Origin of the sequence: Stenotrophomonas sp. (assembly GCF_032061965.1) — a bacterium.
Classification (GTDB): Bacteria; Pseudomonadota; Gammaproteobacteria; order Xanthomonadales; family Xanthomonadaceae; genus Stenotrophomonas.
Map to the genome: position 1 here is coordinate 65,736 of NZ_DAMBEF010000002.1, position 20,347 is coordinate 86,082.

Genomic DNA, 20,347 nt, shown 5'->3' on the forward strand with positions numbered 1-20,347 from the left:
CTGCTGTTTGTCCCCATCCGAAAGAAGGGAAGCCAGAGGCTGCATTCCTCGCGCCCATGACATCAGTCATCCGCCTTCCCGCCGTTGAATGCAGTGCCTCCCCTTGGGTTGTCCTGCCCGATGGGGGAGAATCACTGCCTCACTCACGTTCCGGCCATGTACATGCCCAAGAAGATCCAGGCGCGCAAATCCTCCATCCACGGCAACGGCGTTTTCAGCGTGGCCGCAATCAAGAAGGGCGAGCGCGTCATCGAGTACAAGGGCAAGCGCCGTACCCATGCCGAAGTCGATGCCGATGACACCGGCGACGTTGAAAGTGGCCACACCTTTCTGTTCACGTTGAACGATGATTACGTCATCGATGCCAACCACAAGGGCAATGACGCACGCTGGATCAACCACAGCTGCGACCCGAACTGCGAGGCCATGATCGAAGAGGCCGAGGGCGACGACCGCACCGCCGACAAGGTGTTCATCGAAGCCATCCGTGATATCAAGCCCGGCGAAGAGCTGACCTACAACTACGGCATCACCCTGGCCGAGCGCCACACCGCACGTCTGAAGAAGATCTGGGAGTGCCGTTGCGGCTCGCCCAAGTGCACCGGGACGATGCTGCAGCCGAAGCGCTGAAGCGCCGGGATTGGGGAATCGGGATTCGGGATTCGCAAAAGCGGCCGCGCTGGTTTTCGCCCTCATCGTGTGGGAGGGCGTGCCGTTGATGTGTTGCAGAGCGAAAGCAGGTCGCTAGAGCGCGAAGCGCTGAAGAGCCGGGATTGGGGATTCGGGATTCGGGATTCGTAAAGGCGGCCGCGCTCGTTTTCGCCCTCATCGTGCGAGAGGGCGTGCCGTTGATGTATTGCAGAGTGAAAGCAGCTCGCTACAGCGCGAAGCGCTGAAGAGCCGGGATTCGGGATTCGTAAAGGCGGCCGCGCTGGTTTTTGCCCTCATCGTGCGGGAGGGGATGCCGCTTATTTGTTGCAGGCCGAAAGCGGCAGGGCGGCGGGAGTGCCACGCTTTTGCGAATCCCCAATCCCCAATCCCCAATCTCGCCCCCTCCCCAACCCCAATCAGTTCCCCAACAAGCCCTGCGGCACGAAGCTGCCCAGGTTCTGGTTGAAGTTGACCGCGATGCGACCGTTCTCGATGCCCACGGACTGCACCTGCAGCACGCCCATCACCTTGGCGATGGTCGGGTCGATCTTGTAGATCGGTTCGCGCCGCGCATAGTCGGCCAGCCAGCTGTTGAGCAGGCTACGGGTGCTGGAGTCCAGTTCGCCACTGCCGGCCGCGGGACGGAAGCCGTCCACGGTCGGCTGGTCCAGATGGAAGCCCTGGGTCTGTGCGTCATAACGCAGGCCGCTGCTGATCTGCACCTTGCCCACCGGCATTGCCGAGCCACCAGCGGCCATCGCCAGGTCAAACCCCAGGTCCAGGCGGCTGCCCTGGGGCAGCGCAAGTTGCGGCTCGCTTACAGTCAGCGCCAGCAGCCCGCCAAGGGTCTTCTGGGTACGAGGGAAGCTGCCGTCGAGGTACTGCTGTACGTCGGCTTGGCCGATGGTCAGCTGTTTGCCGTTGACCTGGGGGGCTGCTTGCGCGGAAGTGGCCAGTGCCAGCGCGGCGAGGGAGGACAGGAGCAGGGAGCGCAGCTTCATTGGGTCGACTCGCAGCGGTTATCAGGAAAGAAGCAAAGATAACCGCATTGGGTGAATGGCTTATTAGCCGCTGGCCTTATTCCGCGCTTTGCAGGCGCTGCAGCTTGGCAAGCAGCTGATCCAGCTCCGGTTGCAGCAGGGCCAGCAGGCTGCCGGGCTTGGCTGACGATTCGGACAGGCTTTCCAGCAGTCCAGTGGTGACGATCACACCGGCATCGTCGTTGCAGCCAAGGCGCCGCTGGCCTTGGGCGGTTTCCAGTTGCCGCATCCAGTTGTACTGGCTGCGTTGTTCAAATTCGATCGTGCAGCGGCCACTGCACTGCTGGCCGTCGGTTTCGATCGGCGTCACGGTGATGCGGTAGCGATGCTTGGGGGAGGACATGGGGCATCGAGGGGAATGGGTGAGGTGCCACCATAGGCGCACCCTCGTGCCGTTTCGAGGCGGTGGACCATGACGCTGTGTTCCAGCCTGTTTATCGCCGCTTTGCTGGAACGCTGCGGCCCATGGGAACGTTTTCGATCAGGGCCGGGCAGGGGGATAAGCCCGCTGCGGGAACCTGCCTGGTCTGCCGCGGCTCCCAGCCGGCGGATCCCGAAATCCGCTGCGAGCCAGCCCGGATAAGTGCAATGCATCCGGGCTTGATGGGGTGCAAGCGGCAACGCCATCTGTTGTTCATCCGGCGTAGTGTGCTTGCCCGGGCGACGTTGAAGCCGCTTGGCCGAGAAACAAAAAAAAACGGGACGGCAATGCCGTCCCGTTTGATCGCCAAGATGTTGCGCTATTACAGCGCAGCGTCCTTGAGCTTCTTCAGCGGGCGAACCTTCAGCTTGGTGGTAGCCGGCTTGGCGGCGAACCACTGCTCTTCCTTGGTGAACGGGTTGATGCCCTTGCGCTTCGGCTTGGCCGGAACGTTCACGGTCGAGATCTTCAGCAGGCCCGGCAGGGTGAAGGAGCCAGCGCCCTTCTTGTTGACCGAGGCGGCGACGGCGCCTTCCAGGGCGGCGAACACGGCACGCACGTCCTTGGCAGCAACGCTGGTGGCTTCGGCGATGTGGGCGACCAGACCCGACTTGGTCAGGGCTTCCTTGATCGGCTTGATTGCGGCCGGCTTGGCTGCTGCCTTGGTTGCAACTTTCTTCACTGCCTTTTTCGGGGCAGCCTTTTTAGCGGTCTTTGCCATGATTTCCTGTTCCGTGAACGGTTGGTTGTTGGTCGTGCCGACCCCGTCGGCAAGCGAAATGTAGGGCATCAATTGCACGCCGCCAATAGGTTTGATGCAAAAAAGCCCATAAAAATTGCTTTTGGCAGGTCCTCGCAGCTGCATATGGCGAAAATGCAGGGGCAAAAGCGCGTTTCAACACCCTTGCCGACAGCTCTCTGCGCGGGCCAAGGGTACGCCGATCACAAGACCCGCTGCGCCGCACAAGCCGCTAACACCCGATGCACTACGCTGTGCGCGCCATCCACAACGAGGAGTTCCACCATGGGTATTTCGCGCCACGCAACCGCACATTGGGAAGGTGACCTCAAGACCGGCCAGGGTCGCCTGAGCACACCGCAGAGCGGTCTGATGGACAACACCCGCTATGCGTTCAACAGCCGCTTCGGTGACGAGAAGGGCACCAACCCCGAGGAGCTGATCGCCGCGGCCCATGCCGGTTGTTTCACCATGGCGCTGTCGGCCAAGCTCAGCGAAGCCGGCTTCCCCCCTTCGGCATTGGACACCCGCGCCGATGTGGATTTGTCGATGGACGGGGGGCCGCAGCTGTCGCAGATCCGCCTGAAGGTGAAGGCAGTGGTGCCGGGCCTGGACGAGACCCGGTTTCGCGCAATTGCCGAGGACGCGAAACAGAATTGCCCGGTATCCAAGGCATTGAGCGCCGTTCCGGTGAGTCTGGAAACCGAATTTTCGGCCTGATTCCTGCTGCTTCCTGAAAGGGCTGGCACTGCGGTAACGTGGGCCAGCCCGGTTCAGGGTGGTTTCACCTGCTACGCCCGAGCATCGCCCATCCCAACCTCAATGGTTACTGCCATGCTGCGTTCATTGCTTGTTGCCGGTGTTCTCACGCTTGGCTTGCTGGCCGCCTTGCCGGCCTCGGCGCAGTACTACGACGACGGCCAATACCGTCCCGGGTCGGCGTATGACAACGGCCAGTACCGGCAGGATGACCGGTATGTGGACGCTCAATACCGCGGCAACGGCGATGGCAACAACCCGGTGTACGACAACGCCCGCGTGGTCCGCGTCGACCCGATCATCGTCAGCGGCAACGGCCGCAACGAGCGTTGCTATGAGCGTAATGATGGCGCCTACGTGACCGGGGACAGCGACCAGGTTTACGGCAGCGGCAGCTACCGTGGCGATGGCTATTACAACAACGGCCGCTATGGCAGCAACGGTTACGGCAACAACCCCTATTCCAACGGCAATTACGGCGATGGCGCCTATCGCCAGGGCAGTGATACCGGCCGCCAGCTGGCCACGGTGATCGGTGGAATTGCCGGTGCCGTGCTCGGCAGCCGCATTGGCGGCGGCGATGGCCGCTACCTGGGCACGGCGGTGGGCACGATTGCCGGCGGTGCTGCAGGCCGTGCCATCTATGAAGCCAACAATCGCCGCCCCGATTACCGTCGCAGCGATGTCCGTGTCTGCGAGCCCAGTGGCTACGGGAGCGAAAGTGAGCGCGTGGATGGCTATGACGTCACCTACGAGTACGGTGGCCGCCAGTACCACACACGTCGGGACTACCATCCCGGCGACAGCATCCGCGTGCGGGTAGACGTCAGCGCTGACTGATCTGGCCCGGGTGGTACGCATCACGGTTTGTCACGCCTGCACGATGGCGGCATAGTCGCCTCATCCCGTTCAGGAGAGTGCGTGATGCGTCGTATTGCCTGTGTTGCCCTGCTGCTCCCTTGCCTGCATGTGATTCCGGCCCAGGCCGAGGTCAAATTGCTGGTGGCCGATACCATTCGCACCGGCGATGCCGTCCAGCCCGTGGCCGGCGCAATGGCCTGGGACAGCGACACTGGCCGCGTGCTGCAGGTGGGCAGTGCCGAGGCGCTGCGCAAAGCCTATCCGCAGGCATCCGCGCTGGAATTGGGCGGTGCCACGGTGGTGCCGGGCCTGATCGATGCCCATGCGCACATCATGGGCCTGGGCAATACCTTGATGCAGGCCGACCTGACCGGCGCGCGCAATCGCGGCGAGGTGCTGGAGCGGCTCAAAGCTTTCGAAAAGACCCTGGCGCCCGGCGAGTGGCTGCTGGGCCGCGGCTGGGACCAGAACCGCTGGGACAACACCGATTTCCCCACCGCCGCCGATCTGGATGCGGCCTTCCCGCAACGCCCGCTCTATCTGGAGCGCGTCGACGGTCACGCCGGTTGGGTCAACACCGCCGCCATCCGTGTTGCCGAAAAGGCTGGCAAGTCCCTGTCCGGTGATTGGCAGCCGGAAGGCGGGCGCATCCTGCGCAACGCCGATGGCAGCCCCAGTGGCGTACTGGTCGATGGCGCTGCGGCGCTGGTCTATGACCAGATCCCGGCGCAGGACGATGCCTCACGCGAGAAGCGCTTGCAGGCTGCATTGCAGGCTGCGGTCAGCAATGGCCTTACCGGTGTGCACGACATGGGCGTATCGCGCGAGGACCTGGCGCTGATGAAGCGCCTGGCCGACCAGGGCAAGTTGCCGCTGCGCATCGACGCCTATGCTGACGGCAACAATGAGGCGCTGGAAGACCTGTGCAAGGCCGGCCTGTACGCCCATCCGGGCGGGCGGCTGGAGATGCGCGGGGTCAAGCTGTACATGGATGGCGCCTTGGGCAGCCGCGGCGCGGCCCTGCTCACCGCCTACAGCGACGATCCGCACAACCACGGCCTGTTGATGACGTCGCCGGAAGCGTTCGAAGTGGCGGTGCGCAAGGCGGACGGCTGCAAGGTGCAGGTCGCCACCCACGCCATCGGCGATCGCGGCAACCGCATCGTGCTCGATACCTACGAAAAGGTGCTGGGTGCGCACAAGGGTGATGACCACCGCTGGCGTGTAGAGCACTCACAGGTGGTAGCGCTGGAGGACATCCCGCGCTTCGCCAAGCTGGGTGTGATCGCCTCGATGCAGCCAACCCATGCGACCTCGGACATGGGCTGGGCCGAACAGCGGGTGGGGCCGGAACGGATTCTGGGCGCCTATGCCTGGCAGCGTTTCCTGCACAGCGGCGCACGCTTGGCCTTGGGTTCCGACTTCCCGGTGGAGCAGGTCGACCCGCGGCTGGGCTTGTATGCGGCAGTGACCCGCCAGGATCGCGATGGCCAGCCGCCGGGCGGTTGGCAGCCGGAGCAGCGCCTGAGCGCGGCCGAAGCCCTGCGCGGCTTCACCAGCGATGCCGCCTGGGCCGGCCACGACGAAGCCCAGGTAGGCAGGCTGGTACCGGGCTTGCGTGCGGACTTCGTGGTGCTGGACCGTGACCCGCTGAAGGTTGCCGCCGACCAGCTTGATGATTTGAAAGTGTTGTCGACCTGGGTCGACGGTGAGCCGGTTTACAAGGCCGGCGAAGCATCGGGTAGCTGAGCCTGACACCGCCATGGGTTGTGTGCCCATGGCGGTGTAACCAAATTGCCATCTGGGCTGTTGATGATCGGCGCGCTTCCATAACGTGCCATCGGTGCTGTCTGGCCGAACGGATTCATCACCTGCCAATGAAGGGCAACTCCATGCAGTTTCACCCCGCCGTACCTGCTTTCCCTCGCTCCGCCCATCGTCTTCCGCGCCGCACGCTGCTGGCCCAGGCCTGCGCGCTGCTGGTCCTGCCCTTGGCCGCGCAATCGGCGCTGGCCCAGGAGGCTGCGCCTGTTGCCGCCCGCGCTACCGCCACCGCGCTGGATGCGGTGACGGTAACCGCCGAGCGCCGCGAGCAGAACCTGCAGGACGTGCCGGTGTCGGTGGGGGTGGTGCAGGGCGAGGCCTTGCGGGCCTATACCGAAGGCGCGGATGACACCTTGCTGGCGCTGTCCGGTCGTGTCCCCAGCTTCTACGCCGAGACCACCACCGGGCGCATCTTCCCGCGCTTCTATATCCGTGGCCTGGGCAATATCGACTTCTACCTGGGTGCCTCGCAGCCAGTGTCCATCATCCAGGACGACGTGGTGCTGGAGCATGTGGTGCTCAAGTCCAACCCGGTCTACGACGTGGACCAGGTGGAAGTACTGCGTGGCCCGCAGGGCTCGTTGTTCGGTCGCAACACCACCGCCGGCATCGTCAAGTTCGATACCGCCAAGCCCAGCCAGGACCCGAGTGGCCGGGTCAACGTGAGCTATGGCAGCTACAACACGGTGTCCATCGATGGCGGCATGGGCGGGGCGATCAACGACGTGCTGTCCTACCGCGTCTCCACGCTGTATCAGCACCGCGATGACTGGGTGGACAACACCTACCGCGGGCCCAGCGCCGACGGCACGGTGACACCGAAGAAAGACACGATGGGCGGCTACGATGACCGCAATCTGCGCCTGCAGCTGCTGTACAAGCCCAATGAGCAGTTCTCGTTGCTGGCCTCGGCGCATACCCGCGACTACGAAGGCACCTCCACCCTGTTCCTGCGCAACGCGCTGGTGAAGGGCAGCAACCGCGTCGATGTGGCGCGCGACAAGGTGGCGTTCGACGAAGCCGACAACAATCCGCAGGCCTACAAGACCCATGGCGGCTCGCTGAAGGCCACCTATGACTTCGGCAATACCACGCTGACCTCGATCAGTGCCTACGAGACCACCTCCGGCTACAGCCGCGGTGATACCGATGGTGGCGCGGCGGCCGACTATCCGGTCAACGGACTGCCCAATGGTTATGGCCAGTCGATGGGCCAGGTGCAGGATCTGGACCAGTTCACCCAGGAGCTGCGGCTGGCCTCCAACGCCACCGACCCGTGGTCGTGGCAGGTGGGTGCGTTCTACTTTGACGGCCGCGACACCACCGATTTCTACCAGCGTGCCTGGTTCCTGGATACCGCCGCGCACAATCCCAACAACTGGGTGCGCCTGCGCAACATCAATACCTCCTGGGCGGGTTTTGGCCAGGTGAGCTGGAAGGCCACCGATGCGTTGACGCTGACTGCGGGCGTTCGCGCGACCAAGGACGAGAAGCACACGCGCCTGCTGAAGACCGCTGACACCGCCGCCGGGCTGGTGACTTACAAGGGCCGCCACGATGTGCAGATGTCAGATACCCAGCCCAGCTGGGACCTGAGTGCGATGTACGAGGTGAGCCCCAAGCTCAGCCTGTACGCGCGTGTAGCGCGTGGGTTCCGCGGCCCCACCATCCAGGGCCGCTCGGCAGTATTCAATGCCGACTTCACCACCGCCGACTCGGAGACCATCCTGTCCTGGGAGGCCGGCATCAAGAGCAGCCTGCTCGACAATCGCCTGCGTCTGAACGTCAGTGGCTTCACCTATACCGTTAACGACATCCAGCTCAACGGCAACGATTCCAACGGCAATGGCGTGCTGTTCAATGCAGACAAGGCGCGTGCCTACGGCCTGGAAGCGGACCTGGATTGGCGGCCGATTCCCAACCTGTCGCTGACGGCGGGCCTGAGCCTGCTGCACAGTGAAATCCAGGACAAGCGCGTCTATGCGCAGGTCTGTGCGCTCAACGGCGTTGTGGTGTGTACGGTCAACGACCCGACCATCCAGATCGGCAGCAACGTCTACGCCCAGATTGACGGCAACCCGTTGCCGAACGCGCCCAAGTACAACTTGAATCTGGCTGCGCGCTACGACATTCCGGTGGGCGATGACGGCGCGGTGTTCTTCGCCACCGATTGGAACAAGCAGGGCGAAACCCAGTTCGTGCTGTATGACAGCAAGGAGTTCTATTCCAAGGGCAACTTCGAAGGCGGCCTGCGCGTGGGTTACAGCGGCGGCTACGGTGCCTGGGAAGTGGCGGCATTCGCCCGCAACATCACCAATGAGAAGAACCTCAAGGGTGTGATCGAGAACTACATGGCGGCTGTTTACAACGACCCTCGGATCATCGGCGTGTCGTTCAATTACAACTGGCGCTGAGGCCGCATCTGTAGTGCCGAGCCATGCTCGGCAGGAGCTTTCCGCAAAATCCAAAAGCTCCCCTCATCCGCCCCTGCGGGGCACCCCCGCCTTCGCGGGGGCAGGCCCTTTGTTCTCCCTTGAACGGGAGAAGGGAACATGCCAAGGCCAACACCGGTCTGAGGGCCCTTGCAGGTCTTATCTGTTCCCAGGCTGACCTGCCTGTCACCCCTCGATACCTGCCTTCGCCTATCGCCCTTGGTCACGTCTCCTGGGGTATGCAAACCAGCCTGCGTCTGGCTCATACTCCGTCCATCACGGAGCGAAGGGGAAGGCAACGATGCGCGGATTCCTGAAGGGACTGCTGGCGGTAGTGCTTGGCTTCATCGTGGGCAGCGCGGTGAACATGGGCCTGATCCTGCTCGGCGCTGAGCTGGTACCGCCGCCCGCCGGTGTGGATACAAGCACCCCCGAAGGACTGAAGGCCGCGATGCCCTTGCTCCAGCCGCGGCATTTCCTGTTTCCCTTCCTGGCCCATGCCTTGGGAACCTTCGCCGGTGCGTTGGTTGCAACCTTTGCAGTGGGGCGCGTGAAGAGAATGCCATCGCTGTTGATCGGCCTGTTGTTCCTGATGGGCGGTATCGCCAGCTGTTTCATGCTGCCCGCACCGCGTTGGTTCGAAGTGTTGGACGTTGTGCTGGCCTACCTGCCATTTGCCGGGCTGGGCTACCTGCTGGCAAGGAAACGAAGCCCTGTTGGATCAGCGTAAAACGCGAAGCCGATAGCCCCGTCGCGGTCGAAGATGCCGGTCAGCAGGATTTGCCGAGGGGCTTCTTCGCTTACGTCGCCCCAGCAACATCCGTAGGTTGCGGCAATGCCTGGCCGAAGCACAGCACGTTGCCGGCCGGGTCGGTGATGCTGAAGTCACGCATGCCGTAGGGCCGGTCAGCAATGGCGACAGTGATTGCCACACCCTTGGCCTGCAGTTGCGCGTGATAGTGGTCCACCGCATCGATATGCAGGTACAGCCTGCTGATGCCGCCGGGCTTGGCGTCGCTGCGTGTGGCGAGCGTCAGTTCCACCTCGTCCCTGCACACAGCGGCCAGTTCGGGTGGGCTTCCCCATTCCCAGGCCAACGCAAAGCCAAGCTGGTCGCAGTAGAAGGTGAGGGCGGCGGGTAGATCCTCCACGCCCAGGAATGGCGAAACAGAATGAAACCGAGGCGTTTTCATCGCGGACTTCCTGTGGCGCGCTGTAAGGTAGTTGCGGCGATGTTGCCACGGTTTTGCGTGGCCCACAGGATGTGGTTGATGCGGGGACATCAACAAGACGGGGGCGATGTTTACCGCGTGACCATCAGGAATAAGCTGATCCGGGTGACAGGTCGACGTCAGACGTTTGGAGCGAGTTTGGCCTTGGCGTAGCTGTCACGGTCGATATCCACAATCTCCACGCTGACTTGCAGCGCCAATGTTCCCGGCTTGATCGCCGCTTCCAGCGCGGCCAGCAAGGCTTGCGCAATCTCGCGTTTGGTGTCGGCGCTGCGGCCGCTGAGAATGGCCAGCCGCGCCGCGACGAAGCCACGTGGGGTGTCACTGGTGCCGATCGCAAAGCAGTCAAACGGCAAGGCGCGGGATTTGATATCCGCTTCCTCGAACTGGCCGGTTTCCAGCAGGGCATGGTTGGCGACGCGCAGCAATGCCGGGGTGATGACGGTTGCCAGATTGTTGCTGTACTCGATGGTCAGGTGCGGCATGGCGTGGGCTTCGGTTAGGGCTGCTGGGGCGCAAGTAGCGTGTTGAGGCGGTGGATCATCGCCTCAGGGTAATCAATCTGGCTGGGGGTGCCTGCCAAGGGGGCATTGTCGTCGGCGTTGCGCAGGGCGGCGTCAAGGCCACTTTTTGGCGTGTAGATAGGTGCCGTTACCGTGAAGCCGTGTTGCGGAAGGTGGCCATGGATCGTGCGATAGAGCTGGATGGCATCAAGCAAGGTCAGTGCGGGGCCGGGATGCATGCCGTCCGTGTCGTACCACGGCAGATCGGGCGCCGCCGTCGCTGCGTTGCGCAGAGCCTCGGATATCTCCACATAGGGAACATTGGCCGCCTGCGCGGCTGCAGATTCCTTGGCAATCAATAGTCGGGATACCGCCGGGTGTGCCTGATAGCTGCCAAGCAACAGCACCTTCGCACCGTGCTCGCGGCCGAGTTGGGCCATTGCAGCCACTGCGTTGCGTGAGCGTGCGCAGGTGGCTTCGTCCGGCATGCAGAGCAGGGCGCCGCCCTGTTCCTGCAGGACCAGAACCTGCGGGTGCTGCTCGGCCAAGGCGCGCTGCAATGAGCCATCGGCATGCCGTTCGTCGAGGAATGCGCCGCCCTTGACGATCATCTGGCTGTGCACCGGATGGCCATTGGCGGCGCTCAAGGCGGCGTAAGTGGCCGGCAGGTTGCCTACGTAGGTGAGGCTGTTGCCGACGAACAAGACCTTTGCCGGTTGAGCTGGGACGTCGGCGGCGCAGGCATTGCATGCCAGCAGCAGCGCGAGCAGCAAGATCCATCCATGCATTACCAACTCCTTGGTTTGCTTCGCTATTGGTCAGGCTGTGACCTGCTTACCAATCAATGGTTCCGCGGATCACGGTCTGCACCTGTCCGCCCGACCATACGTCGCCTTGGTCGTCGATGCGCAGTTCCAGCAATGCGTCATGGCCCACTTCACGGCCTTGGCTGGCGGTGTAGCGCTTGCCACTGCCGGGCAGGGCATCGCGTTCGTCCAGCCAGGCGGCGAGCACGGCGTTGGCAGCACCCGAGGCGGCATCTTCAAAGCGACGGCCGTTGCCGACAAACGCACGCACTACCAGCTGGTAGCCATCGCCTGCGGCGCGTGCATAGGCGAATACGCCCATCGCACCGGTGGACTCGGCGAGGGCGGCGATGGCGTCCCAGTCGGGGCTGAGGGTGCGCAGCGTGGCTTCGTCCGCAACCTCCACTACCCACCAACGGCGGCCGCCATCCATAAGTGCGGGCGGCAGGCTGCCCAGTGGCCAGCCGACGATGGCCGGTTGCAGGCGCGGGTCGCTGGCGGTGACGACTTCGGCAACCGACGCGCGCGGCGTGCGGATGGCGATGGTGCGGATGCCGTCGTGTTCGCTGATCTGCAGCGGCAGCTCACCGGCTATGCCGTCCTGGACCAGTTGGCCATCGATGGCGGCGGCGACCCCGCTTTCCAGCACGGCATGGGCACTGCCGACGCTGGGGTGGCCGGCGAACGGCACCTCCTTCTGCGGGGCGAACATGCGGATGCCGTAGCTGGTGCCAGGCTTGCTGGGCGCAAAGATGAAGGTGGTTTCTGGCAGACGGGTCCAGCGGGCGATAGCCTGCATGGCGGCATCGTCCAGACCGTCGGCATCGAGCACCACGGCAAGCGGATTGCCGGTGCCGGGGCGCGGGGCGAAGACATCAAGTTGCAGGAAGCGTCGGGTGGTCATGGGCGGGTCCGGATGCGGTAGGGGTGTTGCTGTGGCTGTGGCTGTGGCTTTAGCCCCTCTCCCGCCTGCGGGAGAGGGGTTGGGGTGAGGGGAGGCGGACGAAGTCCGCTTGCTCTGTTCTTCAGACGGAAGGCCCAAGGCCAACGCAAGACGTGCTTTGCACGTCCCCCTCTCCCGCCCCTTCGGGGCACCCTCTCCCACGAGGGGAGAGGGGCTGGGAACTGTGGCTTCTTGCGCTTACCACTCAATCTGCCCCGCAATCACCTGCTGCACCTCACCGCCAATCCAGATGTTGGACTCCGCATCCACTTCCACCCGCACCTCGCCGTTGCGGCCTAGTTCGCGGCCCTGGCTGGCAAGGTATTGCTGGAACGGCTTGATCCGCCCCTGTTGCAGCAGTTGCGCGGCAACCAGTGCATTGGCGCTGCCGGTGACCGGGTCTTCGTTGATGCCTACGCCCGGGGCGAAGGCGCGAACCACGTATTGGTAGCCAACGTCAGGGCGATCAGCGGCGGCATAGATCGCCAGTTTGCCGCGGCCAGGCAGGGCCGCGATGGCGGCCAGTTCGGGCTTGTAGCGGCGCAGGGTGGCTTCGCTGCCAGCTTCCAGCAGCCACCAGTCCGGACCGTTGTTCCACAGTTCCGGGCTGTGGCCGGGCTTGGCCAGGGCCGCCAGGCCGTCGGGCAGCTTGTCGATGACGGTATCGCGGCGTTCGGCCTGCGGGCTGCGCACATGGATCTGGCGGAACCAGCGGCCACCCTGGACCAGTACCGGCAATAGCCCTGCCGCGCATTGCTGGATCAGTTGGCCGTTGTCGTCGGGCGTGGCCAGGCCCAGTTCAACCGCCGCCCAGGCGGCGCCCACGCTGGGGTGGCCGGCAAAGGGCAGCTCGCCCTTGGGGGTGAAGATGCGGATGCGGTAGCTGGTGCCCTCGTCAGGCGGCAGGAAAAAAATGGTCTCGGACAGGTTCAGCCAGGCGGCGATGGCCTGCATGGCCATGTCGTCCAGGCCTTCGCTGTCGACGATGACGCCCAGCGGGTTGCCGGTGCCGGGGCGGGCTGCGAAGACGTCCAGTTGCAGGTAGCGGCGTGCGGTCATGAGGCTTTGGATGGGGCAGGGTTGGCCAGCTTAGGGAAGGCGGGCGGAAATGTCGTGTGGGCTGTGCCGGGCGTTCCTGGTGCCTGTACCCGCAGTCGGCAAGGAGTAGCGGGCAGGAATGTGCCCCTCACTCCGCCTGCGCGGGTCTGACAGCCCGCAGATGCAGGCACCCCGGAAGTCGGCCCGGAAGCGGCCGTCAGCGGTGCCCATTCATCCCGGGATGACCCAGATCGTTGCAAGTGCTACTTTCTTGGCCCCGGGAGGGGAGGCCGGGCGGCGATGGTATCGCCGGTAACTCAGCCGTCCTGCCTCAACGGCCTTGGCATAGAATCGGGAGTTCCGCCCGCATTGCCGGGTCTTTCTCCCACTTGTGAACCCCCAAAGCCAATGTCTGCTTCCCCAATTGCTGATCGCTGGATCGTCCTCAAGTTCGGTGGCACCTCGGTGTCGCGTCGTCATCGCTGGAACACGATCGGTCAGTTGGCAAAAAAACGGGCAGACGAGACCGGCGGCCGGGTGCTGGTGGTGGTGTCGGCCTTGTCCGGCGTCACCAATGAATTGACCGCCATTGCCGACGGCGCCGCCGACAGCCGTGCCCGTGTGGAAGCGCTGGTCGCCCGCCACAACGAATTCCTGGCCGAGCTGGAGCTGGGCACCGAGGTGCTGGCTGAACGTCTGGCTGCCCTGCAGGCGCTGCTGGATGACCCGCGTGCGGCCAGCCGTCCGCTGGACTGGCAGGCCGAAGTACTGGGCCAGGGCGAACTGCTGTCCTCCAGCGTTGGCGCCGCCTATCTGCGCAGCACCGGCCTGGATTTCGGCTGGATGGACGCGCGCGAATGGCTCAATGCACTGCCGGCCGCGCCGAACCAGACCGAATGGTCGCAGCGCCTGTCGGTGAACTGCCAGTGGCAGGGCGGCGGCGACTTCAAGCAGCGTTTTTCCGCCCAGCCGACGCGCATGCTGATCACCCAGGGCTTCATCGCCCGCCACGGTGACGGCGGTACCGCCATCCTTGGCCGCGGCGGTTCGGATACCTCGGCCGCATACTTCGGTGCACTGCTCGGCGCCAGCCGTGTGGAGATCTGGACCGACGTGCCGGGCATGTTCAGCGCCAACCCCAAGGACGTGCCGGACGCGCGCCTGCTGACCCGGCTGGACTATTACGAGGCACAGGAAATCGCCACCACCGGCGCCAAGGTGTTGCACCCGCGCTCGATCAAGCCTTGTCGCGACGCCGGCGTGCCGATGGCCATCCTCGATACCGAGCGCCCGCACATGCCGGGTACCAGCATCGACGGCGCGGCCGAGCCGGTGCCTGGCGTCAAGGCGATCAGCCGCCGCAACGGCATCGTGCTGATCTCGATGGAAGGCATTGGCATGTGGCAGCAGGTCGGCTTCCTGTCCGACGTGTTCGGCCTGTTCAAGAAGCACGGCCTGTCGGTGGACCTGATTGGTTCGGCCGAGACCAACGTCACCGTGTCGCTGGACCCGTCAGAAAACCTGGTCAACACCGATGTGCTGGCCGCGTTGTCGGCCGACCTGTCGCAGATCTGCAAGGTCAAGGTGATCGTGCCGTGCGCGGCCATCACCCTGGTCGGCCGCGGCATGCGCTCGCTGCTGTACAAGCTCTCCGACGTGTGGGCCACGTTCGGCAAGGAGCGCGTGCACATGATTTCGCAGTCCTCCAACGACTTGAACCTGACCTTCGTCATCGACGAAGCCGATGCCGATGGCCTGCTGCCGATCCTGCACGAAGAGCTGATCGACAGCGGCGCCATGCCGGTGTACGAAGAACATGTATTTGGCCCGCGCTGGCGCGAAATCATCGGCAGCATCCGCCCGCGGCAGACGCCGTGGTGGCAGGCGCCGGCGCGCCAGCAGCGGCTGCTGGAACTGGCTGCACAGGGCACGCCGGCCTACGTCTACGACCTGGACAAGGTGCGCGAACGCGCCCGCCAGTTGAACGCGATCAGCGCCATCGATCGCCGCTTCTACGCGATCAAGGCCAACTCGCATCCGCAGATCCTGCGCACGCTGGCCGTCGAAGGTTTCGGCCTGGAATGCGTTTCGCAGGGCGAGGTGGAACTGGTGTTCGCCTCGGTGCCGGATATCAGCCCCGAGCGCGTGCTGTTCACGCCGAGCTTCGCCCCGATCACCGAATACCAGGCCGTGCTGGCGCGTGGCGTCAACGTCACCGTCGACAATGTCGAGCTGCTGCAGAACTGGCCGGAGGTTTTCCGTGGCCGCAAGCTGTGGCTGCGGATCGACCTGGGCCATGGCGACGGCCACCACAAGAAGGTGAACACCGGCGGCAAGGAGTCCAAGTTCGGCCTGTCCGCGCTGCGCGTGGATGAGTTCATTGCCGCCGCCCGCGCGCTGGATATCCGCATCACCGGCGTGCACGCGCACCTGGGCAGCGGCATCGAGAACAGCGGCCACTGGAAGCAGATGGTCGACGAAATGGCCGGCTTCGCCCGCCGCATCGGCAGCGTCGAGATCCTCGATATCGGCGGCGGCTTGCCGGTGCCGTACAGCGACGACGACGAGCCGTTTGATCTGGAAGCCTGGGCTGCTGGCCTGGCCGATATCAAGGCCGTGCACCCGGCCTTCCAGCTGGCGATCGAGCCGGGCCGTTTCATGGTCGCCGAATGCGGCGTGCTACTGACCCACGCCACGCAGGTGGTGGAGAAGGACGGCGTGCGCCGTGTTGGCCTGGATGCCGGCATGAACGCCTTGCTGCGCCCGGCGCTGTATGACGCCTGGCACGACATCGCCAACCTCAGCCGCCTGGGCGATGCCCGCGATGTTGATTTCAGCGTGGTCGGCCCGATCTGTGAGTCCAGCGACGTGTTCGCGCAGCGCGTGAAGCTGCCGGCGGCCACCGCACACGGCGATGTGATGCTGATCGCCGATGCCGGCGCCTATGGCTTCAGCATGGCCAGTACCTATAACCAGCGCGCCCTGCCGCGCGAGGACATCATCGATGCCTGATGCTGTTCGTTCCCTGCACACCTCTTTGTCGTCCCGCCGCGCCACCGCGCGAAAACGGTTCGTTTGATTCGGATATGCCATGACAGCTTTTGATAAAGACCAGGTTTCCCGCTTCCGCTTCGTCCGCTGCGATTTCGCTGCGGACACTGGCGTTGCGCAGCTGGTATACGCCTTCGACGACGGCCCGGAGATGACCGAGACCGTCACCGTGCCGGGCGCACCGTTCCAGCTGGACGGCGACCGCGCCGCAGCGGTGCAACGCGCGCTGCAGTTGCTGCACCTGATCGCCGGTGTGAGCTACTACAAGGCAGCGGTGCCGGCGCAGGTGAGCATCGACAGCTACGCCATCGACGCGGCCACCGCCGCGCTGGTGGAAACGGTGTACTTCAACGGCCTGGGCGAGTTCGCCTACCGCAACGGCCTGAACCTGCGCGACAGGTTCAAGCTGCCGGTGACTGAGCCCCTCTCCCCCCGGGAGAGGGGTTGGGGTGAGGGTGCTTCTGCGCCCAATCTCAACCTGACCCACCACGCCCTGGTAGCCATCGGCGGCGGCAAGGACTCGCTGGTCAGCATCGAAGCCCTGCGCAATGCCGGCGTGGCTGAAACCGTCACCTGGATCGGCGGCTCGCAGCTGATCCGTGCCTGTGCCGAGCGCACCGGCCTGCCCACGCTCAACATCGGCCGCACGTTGGCGCCGGAGCTGTTCGAGCTCAACCGCCAGGGCGCCTGGAACGGCCATATCCCGGTCACCGCGGTGAACTCGGCGATCATGGTGCTGGCAGCGGTGGTGCAGGGCATGGACCAGGTGGTGTTCTCCAACGAACGCTCGGCCAGCTATGGCAGCCAGATCGCAGGCACCGGCGAAGTGAACCATCAGTGGTCCAAGGGTTGGGCGTTCGAGAAGGCGTTTGGCGAATACGTGCAGCAGTACATCGCCGCCGACCTGAACTACTACTCGCTGCTGCGCCCCTTGTCGGAGTTGGCGGTGGCCCGCCAGTTCGCCAAGACCGATTTCTACGACGCACATTTCTCCAGCTGCAACCGCAACTTCCACATCCTCGGCGAGCGCCCGGTGAACCGCTGGTGCGGCGTCTGCCCGAAGTGCCACTTCGTGTTCCTGGCGCTGGCACCGTTCATGCCGAAGATGCGTCTGGTGCGCATCTTTGGCCGCAACCTGCTGGACGACAGCGAGCAGGCCGGCGGCTACGACGCGCTGCTCGAGTTCCAGGACCACAAGCCGTTCGAGTGCGTGGGCGAGGGCAAGGAGTCACGTGCGGCGATGGCCACCCTGGCATCGCGCCCGGAATGGAAGGAAGACGTGCTGGTCAAGCGCTTCGCCAACCTGATCCAGCCGACCCTGTCGGCCGATGAACTACAGATCGAACCGCTGCTGGTCATCGACGGTGAACACCGCATCCCGGCAGCACTGTGGGAGCGTCTGCGTGCGAATTTCGCAGCTTGAAGGCAAGCGTGTCGCGCTGTGGGGCTGGGGCCGTGAGGGCCGTGCCGCATATCACGCGTTGCGTGATTGGGATTCGGGAGCCGGGAGTCGGGATTCGCAGGAGCGGTTTCCTGCGCGTTTGACGGTGCTTTGTTCCAGTTCCGAAGCAGTAGAAATTCTGGCGTTGGGTGATGCGCATCTGCGTGTTGAAACCGAGGTCACTGGTGAGCTGTTGGCTTCGTTCGACGTGGTGATCAAGTCGCCCGGCATCAGTCCTTACAAGCCCGAGGCACAGTACGCCCAGGGCCAGGGCACGCAGTTCATCGGCGGTACCTCGCTGTGGTTCAGCGAACACGCCGATGCGAACGATGCGCTGCCCAATACGGTCTGCGTGACCGGCACCAAGGGCAAGAGCACCACGACATCGTTGCTGGCGCACCTGCTGCGTGCTGCCGGCCATCGCACCGGCCTGATCGGCAATATCGGCCTGCCGCTGCTTGAGGCACTGGACCCGCAACCGGCACCGGAATACTGGGCGGTTGAACTGTCCAGCTATCAGACCGGCGAAGTGGCGCGCAGTGGCGTGCGGCCGGACGTGGCCATCGTCCTGAACATTTTCCCGGAGCATCTGGACTGGCACGGCAGCGAGCAGCGCTACATCGACGACAAGCTGTCGTTGGTGACCGGCGGGCATCCGCGTGTTGCCGTGCTCAATGCGGCCGACGAGCACCTGCGCATACTGCAGCTGCCGCACAGCCAGATCGTCTGGTTCAACCAGCCCGAAGGCTGGCATATGGTTGGCGAAGTCGTGCATCGCGGCACGCAACCGGTATTCGATACCTCCAACACACCGCTGCCGGGCCGGCATAACCGCGGCAACCTCTGCGCCGTACTGGCCGCGCTGGAAGCGCTGGGGCTGGATGCGGTTGCTTTGGCACCTGCAGTGCAGAGCTTCCGGCCCTTGCCGAACCGCCTGCAGCTTCTGGGCGAACGCGACGGCCTGCAATGGGTCAATGACTCGATCAGCACTACGCCGCATGCATCGCTGGCCGCGTTGGATTGTTTCGCCGGGCAGCGCATCGCGCTGCTGGTGGGCGGCCACGACCGTGGTCTGGACTGGCATGATTTTGCCGAGCATATGCGCAGTGACGCACCGGTCGAGATCGTGACCATGGGCGCGAACGGGCCGCGTATCAACGCGCTGCTAGCGCCGCTGGCGGAGGCCGGTGGTTTTGGTCTGCATGCTGCGGGTGATTTGCCGCATGCGGTGGAACTGGCGCGTGTTGCGTTGGGTGAGCAGGGCGGGGTAGTGCTGCTGTCACCGGGCGCGCCCAGCTTTGGTGCCTATAAGGACTATGTGGCGCGCGGGCGGCATTTTGCTGAATTGGCCGGGTTTGACCCGGATAGCATCAGCGCGATTCCGGGGTTGGGGATTGGTTGAGCTTGATGTGCGGGCTGATGGCTCGTGCGAGAAGCTTGCCCTCACCCCAACCCCTCTCCCGCAGGAGAGGGGCTCGGTTTCCGTCAGTTGCTAGCGAGTTAGCCCCTCTCCTGCGGGAGAGGGGTTGGGGTGAGGGCAAGCTTTTGCTCTAGAAACACCCAGCGCCTAGACTCGCCACACACCCCAGACCGGAGCAGTCCCATGCGCGCAGCACGGAAAATGCAGTTGGCGGTATTGGCCTTGTGTGTCACCGCATCCATCCCCGCCTTCGCGAAAATGCAGCATCGCCCGGTCGAATGGCAGCTGCAGGGAACCACCTATAGTGGCGTGCTGGTCTACGACGATGAAGGCGATGCCCGCCGTCCCGGCGTTGTGATGGTGCCCAATTGGCGCGGGGTCAACGACTCGGCGGTGGCCAAGGCCGAGCAGATTGCCGGCGATGACTATGTCGTGCTGGTCGCCGATGTGTACGGCAAGAACGTGCGCCCGCAGGACAATGATGCCGCGGCGGCAGCCTCCAAGCCGTTGCGCGAGGATCGTGCCCTGCTGCGCAGCCGTGCGGCGGCAGCACTGGATGCCTTGAAGGCACAGGCCGGCAAGGCTCCCTTGGATGCAAACCATATTGCCGCCGTAGGCTTCTGCTTCGGCGGCACCACCGTGCTGGAAATGGCCCGTGCCGGCATGCCGCTGGCCGGGGTAGTGAGCCTGCATGGTGGGCTGTCCACGCCTGCGCCGGCCGCAGCGGGTAGCGGCAAGGTACCGGTCCTGGTGCTCAATGGCGCGGCAGACCGTGGCGTTACCGCCGAGGACATTGCCAACTTCGGTACGGAAATGGATGCGGCCAAGGCCGATTGGCAGTTCGTCAATTTCAGCGGCGCCGTGCATTGCTTCGCCGAATCCGACGCCAACAGCCCGCCGGGCTGCCTGTACGATCCACGCGCAGCAAAACGCGCCTGGAAGATGATGGACAACTTCCTCGAAGAGCGCCTGGGCGACTAAGGCTTCGGGTAGTGCCGAGCCATGCTCGGCAGGGGCGTCACCAGCAATCCAACAGATTGTGGGAGCGGCGTGAGTCGCGAAGCTGAGGCCCCGTGATCGCGCGGAGAGCCCCGGGTGCGCTGCGCTTACCCGGGCTACAAATGCCGCGCTGTAGTGCCGAGCCATGCTCGGCAGGGGCGTCACCAGCAATCCAACAGATTGTGGG

General features: G+C 64.3%; 18 protein-coding genes. 10 read left to right on the plus strand and 8 right to left on the minus strand.

Translation table 11 applies throughout. From position 1 onward, the window contains the following. Window positions 1-162 precede the first annotated feature (162 nt). A complete protein-coding gene (locus RT460_RS01545; RefSeq protein ID WP_313316745.1) occupies window positions 163-630 on the plus strand; it encodes an SET domain-containing protein-lysine N-methyltransferase in 468 nt (155 codons plus the stop codon). Between the two features lie 437 nt (window positions 631-1,067). On the opposite strand, the gene RT460_RS01550 is transcribed toward RT460_RS01545, so the two are convergent. The 3 genes from RT460_RS01550 to RT460_RS01560 all read right to left on the minus strand — a co-directional run bounded on the left by RT460_RS01550 (window position 1,068) and on the right by RT460_RS01560 (window position 2,833). Continuing rightward, window positions 1,068-1,652 carry a DUF1439 domain-containing protein gene (locus RT460_RS01550; protein ID WP_313316746.1) on the minus strand — a complete coding sequence of 195 codons (585 nt, stop codon included), beginning with the start codon at window positions 1,650-1,652 and terminating at the stop codon, window positions 1,068-1,070. 76 nt (window positions 1,653-1,728) lie between these two features. Further along, a complete protein-coding gene (locus RT460_RS01555; RefSeq protein ID WP_313316748.1) occupies window positions 1,729-2,034 on the minus strand; it encodes a DUF3861 family protein in 306 nt (101 codons plus the stop codon). Between the two features lie 400 nt (window positions 2,035-2,434). Beyond that, window positions 2,435-2,833, minus strand: a complete 399-nt coding sequence (locus tag RT460_RS01560) for an HU family DNA-binding protein (protein ID WP_313316749.1) — start codon at window positions 2,831-2,833, stop codon at window positions 2,435-2,437. Between the two features lie 303 nt (window positions 2,834-3,136). Between RT460_RS01560 and RT460_RS01565 the strand changes: the two genes are divergently transcribed. The 5 genes from RT460_RS01565 (at window position 3,137) to RT460_RS01585 (ending at window position 9,457) form a co-directional block, all read left to right on the plus strand. Next, window positions 3,137-3,571, plus strand: a complete 435-nt coding sequence (locus RT460_RS01565) for an OsmC family protein (RefSeq protein WP_313316750.1) — start codon at window positions 3,137-3,139, stop codon at window positions 3,569-3,571. Between the two features lie 114 nt (window positions 3,572-3,685). Beyond that, window positions 3,686-4,450 carry a glycine zipper 2TM domain-containing protein gene (locus tag RT460_RS01570; RefSeq protein WP_313316751.1) on the plus strand — a complete coding sequence of 255 codons (765 nt, stop codon included), beginning with the start codon at window positions 3,686-3,688 and terminating at the stop codon, window positions 4,448-4,450. 84 nt (window positions 4,451-4,534) lie between these two features. Continuing rightward, window positions 4,535-6,220 carry an amidohydrolase gene (locus RT460_RS01575; RefSeq protein ID WP_313316885.1) on the plus strand — a complete coding sequence of 562 codons (1,686 nt, stop codon included), beginning with the start codon at window positions 4,535-4,537 and terminating at the stop codon, window positions 6,218-6,220. A gap of 143 nt (window positions 6,221-6,363) precedes the next feature. Next, window positions 6,364-8,709 (plus strand): TonB-dependent receptor, encoded by a 2,346-nt coding sequence (locus tag RT460_RS01580; RefSeq protein WP_313316752.1) that lies wholly within the window; start codon window positions 6,364-6,366, stop codon window positions 8,707-8,709. Window positions 8,710-9,028: 319 nt separating this feature from the next. Further along, window positions 9,029-9,457, plus strand: coding sequence for a hypothetical protein (locus tag RT460_RS01585; protein ID WP_313316753.1), 429 nt, complete (start codon window positions 9,029-9,031; stop codon window positions 9,455-9,457). 70 nt (window positions 9,458-9,527) lie between these two features. Here the strand turns inward: RT460_RS01585 and RT460_RS01590 are convergent, their stop codons facing one another. The 5 genes from RT460_RS01590 to RT460_RS01610 all read right to left on the minus strand — a co-directional run bounded on the left by RT460_RS01590 (window position 9,528) and on the right by RT460_RS01610 (window position 13,270). Continuing rightward, entirely contained in the window at window positions 9,528-9,920 is a 393-nt protein-coding gene (locus RT460_RS01590; RefSeq protein ID WP_313316754.1) for a glyoxalase superfamily protein, read from the minus strand. Between the two features lie 158 nt (window positions 9,921-10,078). Then, complete coding sequence (locus RT460_RS01595) at window positions 10,079-10,444, minus strand: 5-carboxymethyl-2-hydroxymuconate Delta-isomerase (protein WP_313316756.1); 366 nt, start codon at window positions 10,442-10,444, stop codon at window positions 10,079-10,081. A 14-nt stretch (window positions 10,445-10,458) separates the two neighbouring features. Further along, window positions 10,459-11,250, minus strand: coding sequence for a hypothetical protein (locus tag RT460_RS01600; RefSeq protein ID WP_313316757.1), 792 nt, complete (start codon window positions 11,248-11,250; stop codon window positions 10,459-10,461). 46 nt (window positions 11,251-11,296) lie between these two features. Then, window positions 11,297-12,172 carry a PhzF family phenazine biosynthesis protein gene (locus tag RT460_RS01605; protein ID WP_313316758.1) on the minus strand — a complete coding sequence of 292 codons (876 nt, stop codon included), beginning with the start codon at window positions 12,170-12,172 and terminating at the stop codon, window positions 11,297-11,299. Window positions 12,173-12,409: 237 nt separating this feature from the next. After that, a complete protein-coding gene (locus RT460_RS01610) occupies window positions 12,410-13,270 on the minus strand; it encodes a PhzF family phenazine biosynthesis protein (RefSeq protein WP_313316759.1) in 861 nt (286 codons plus the stop codon). A gap of 387 nt (window positions 13,271-13,657) precedes the next feature. On the opposite strand from RT460_RS01610, the gene RT460_RS01615 reads away from it, so the two are divergent. The 4 genes from RT460_RS01615 to RT460_RS01630 all read left to right on the plus strand — a co-directional run bounded on the left by RT460_RS01615 (window position 13,658) and on the right by RT460_RS01630 (window position 20,142). Further along, entirely contained in the window at window positions 13,658-16,261 is a 2,604-nt protein-coding gene (locus RT460_RS01615) for a bifunctional aspartate kinase/diaminopimelate decarboxylase (RefSeq protein WP_313316760.1), read from the plus strand. A 79-nt stretch (window positions 16,262-16,340) separates the two neighbouring features. Next, window positions 16,341-17,723: a UDP-N-acetyl-alpha-D-muramoyl-L-alanyl-L-glutamate epimerase gene (gene murL / locus RT460_RS01620; protein WP_313316761.1), complete on the plus strand. Its 1,383-nt coding sequence runs from the start codon at window positions 16,341-16,343 to the stop codon at window positions 17,721-17,723. Continuing rightward, window positions 17,704-19,143 carry a UDP-N-acetylmuramoyl-L-alanine--D-glutamate ligase gene (gene murD / locus RT460_RS01625; RefSeq protein WP_313316762.1) on the plus strand — a complete coding sequence of 480 codons (1,440 nt, stop codon included), beginning with the start codon at window positions 17,704-17,706 and terminating at the stop codon, window positions 19,141-19,143. Before murL ends, murD begins: the two co-directional genes overlap by 20 nt. Before the next feature lie 201 nt (window positions 19,144-19,344). Then, window positions 19,345-20,142 carry a dienelactone hydrolase family protein gene (locus tag RT460_RS01630; RefSeq protein WP_313316763.1) on the plus strand — a complete coding sequence of 266 codons (798 nt, stop codon included), beginning with the start codon at window positions 19,345-19,347 and terminating at the stop codon, window positions 20,140-20,142. The last annotated feature ends 205 nt before the right edge of the window (window positions 20,143-20,347 follow it).

Coding starts and splice junctions, on each gene's coding strand:
- RT460_RS01545 (WP_313316745.1), top strand. CDS start 163: ATGCCCAAGAAGATCCAGGCGCGCAAATCCTCCATCCACGGCAACGGC.
- RT460_RS01550 (WP_313316746.1), bottom strand. CDS start 1,652: ATGAAGCTGCGCTCCCTGCTCCTGTCCTCCCTCGCCGCGCTGGCACTG.
- RT460_RS01555 (WP_313316748.1), bottom strand. CDS start 2,034: ATGTCCTCCCCCAAGCATCGCTACCGCATCACCGTGACGCCGATCGAA.
- RT460_RS01560 (WP_313316749.1), bottom strand. CDS start 2,833: ATGGCAAAGACCGCTAAAAAGGCTGCCCCGAAAAAGGCAGTGAAGAAA.
- RT460_RS01565 (WP_313316750.1), top strand. CDS start 3,137: ATGGGTATTTCGCGCCACGCAACCGCACATTGGGAAGGTGACCTCAAG.
- RT460_RS01570 (WP_313316751.1), top strand. CDS start 3,686: ATGCTGCGTTCATTGCTTGTTGCCGGTGTTCTCACGCTTGGCTTGCTG.
- RT460_RS01575 (WP_313316885.1), top strand. CDS start 4,535: ATGCGTCGTATTGCCTGTGTTGCCCTGCTGCTCCCTTGCCTGCATGTG.
- RT460_RS01580 (WP_313316752.1), top strand. CDS start 6,364: ATGCAGTTTCACCCCGCCGTACCTGCTTTCCCTCGCTCCGCCCATCGT.
- RT460_RS01585 (WP_313316753.1), top strand. CDS start 9,029: ATGCGCGGATTCCTGAAGGGACTGCTGGCGGTAGTGCTTGGCTTCATC.
- RT460_RS01590 (WP_313316754.1), bottom strand. CDS start 9,920: ATGAAAACGCCTCGGTTTCATTCTGTTTCGCCATTCCTGGGCGTGGAG.
- RT460_RS01595 (WP_313316756.1), bottom strand. CDS start 10,444: ATGCCGCACCTGACCATCGAGTACAGCAACAATCTGGCAACCGTCATC.
- RT460_RS01600 (WP_313316757.1), bottom strand. CDS start 11,250: ATGCATGGATGGATCTTGCTGCTCGCGCTGCTGCTGGCATGCAATGCC.
- RT460_RS01605 (WP_313316758.1), bottom strand. CDS start 12,172: ATGACCACCCGACGCTTCCTGCAACTTGATGTCTTCGCCCCGCGCCCC.
- RT460_RS01610 (WP_313316759.1), bottom strand. CDS start 13,270: ATGACCGCACGCCGCTACCTGCAACTGGACGTCTTCGCAGCCCGCCCC.
- RT460_RS01615 (WP_313316760.1), top strand. CDS start 13,658: ATGTCTGCTTCCCCAATTGCTGATCGCTGGATCGTCCTCAAGTTCGGT.
- murL (WP_313316761.1), top strand. CDS start 16,341: ATGACAGCTTTTGATAAAGACCAGGTTTCCCGCTTCCGCTTCGTCCGC.
- RT460_RS01630 (WP_313316763.1), top strand. CDS start 19,345: ATGCGCGCAGCACGGAAAATGCAGTTGGCGGTATTGGCCTTGTGTGTC.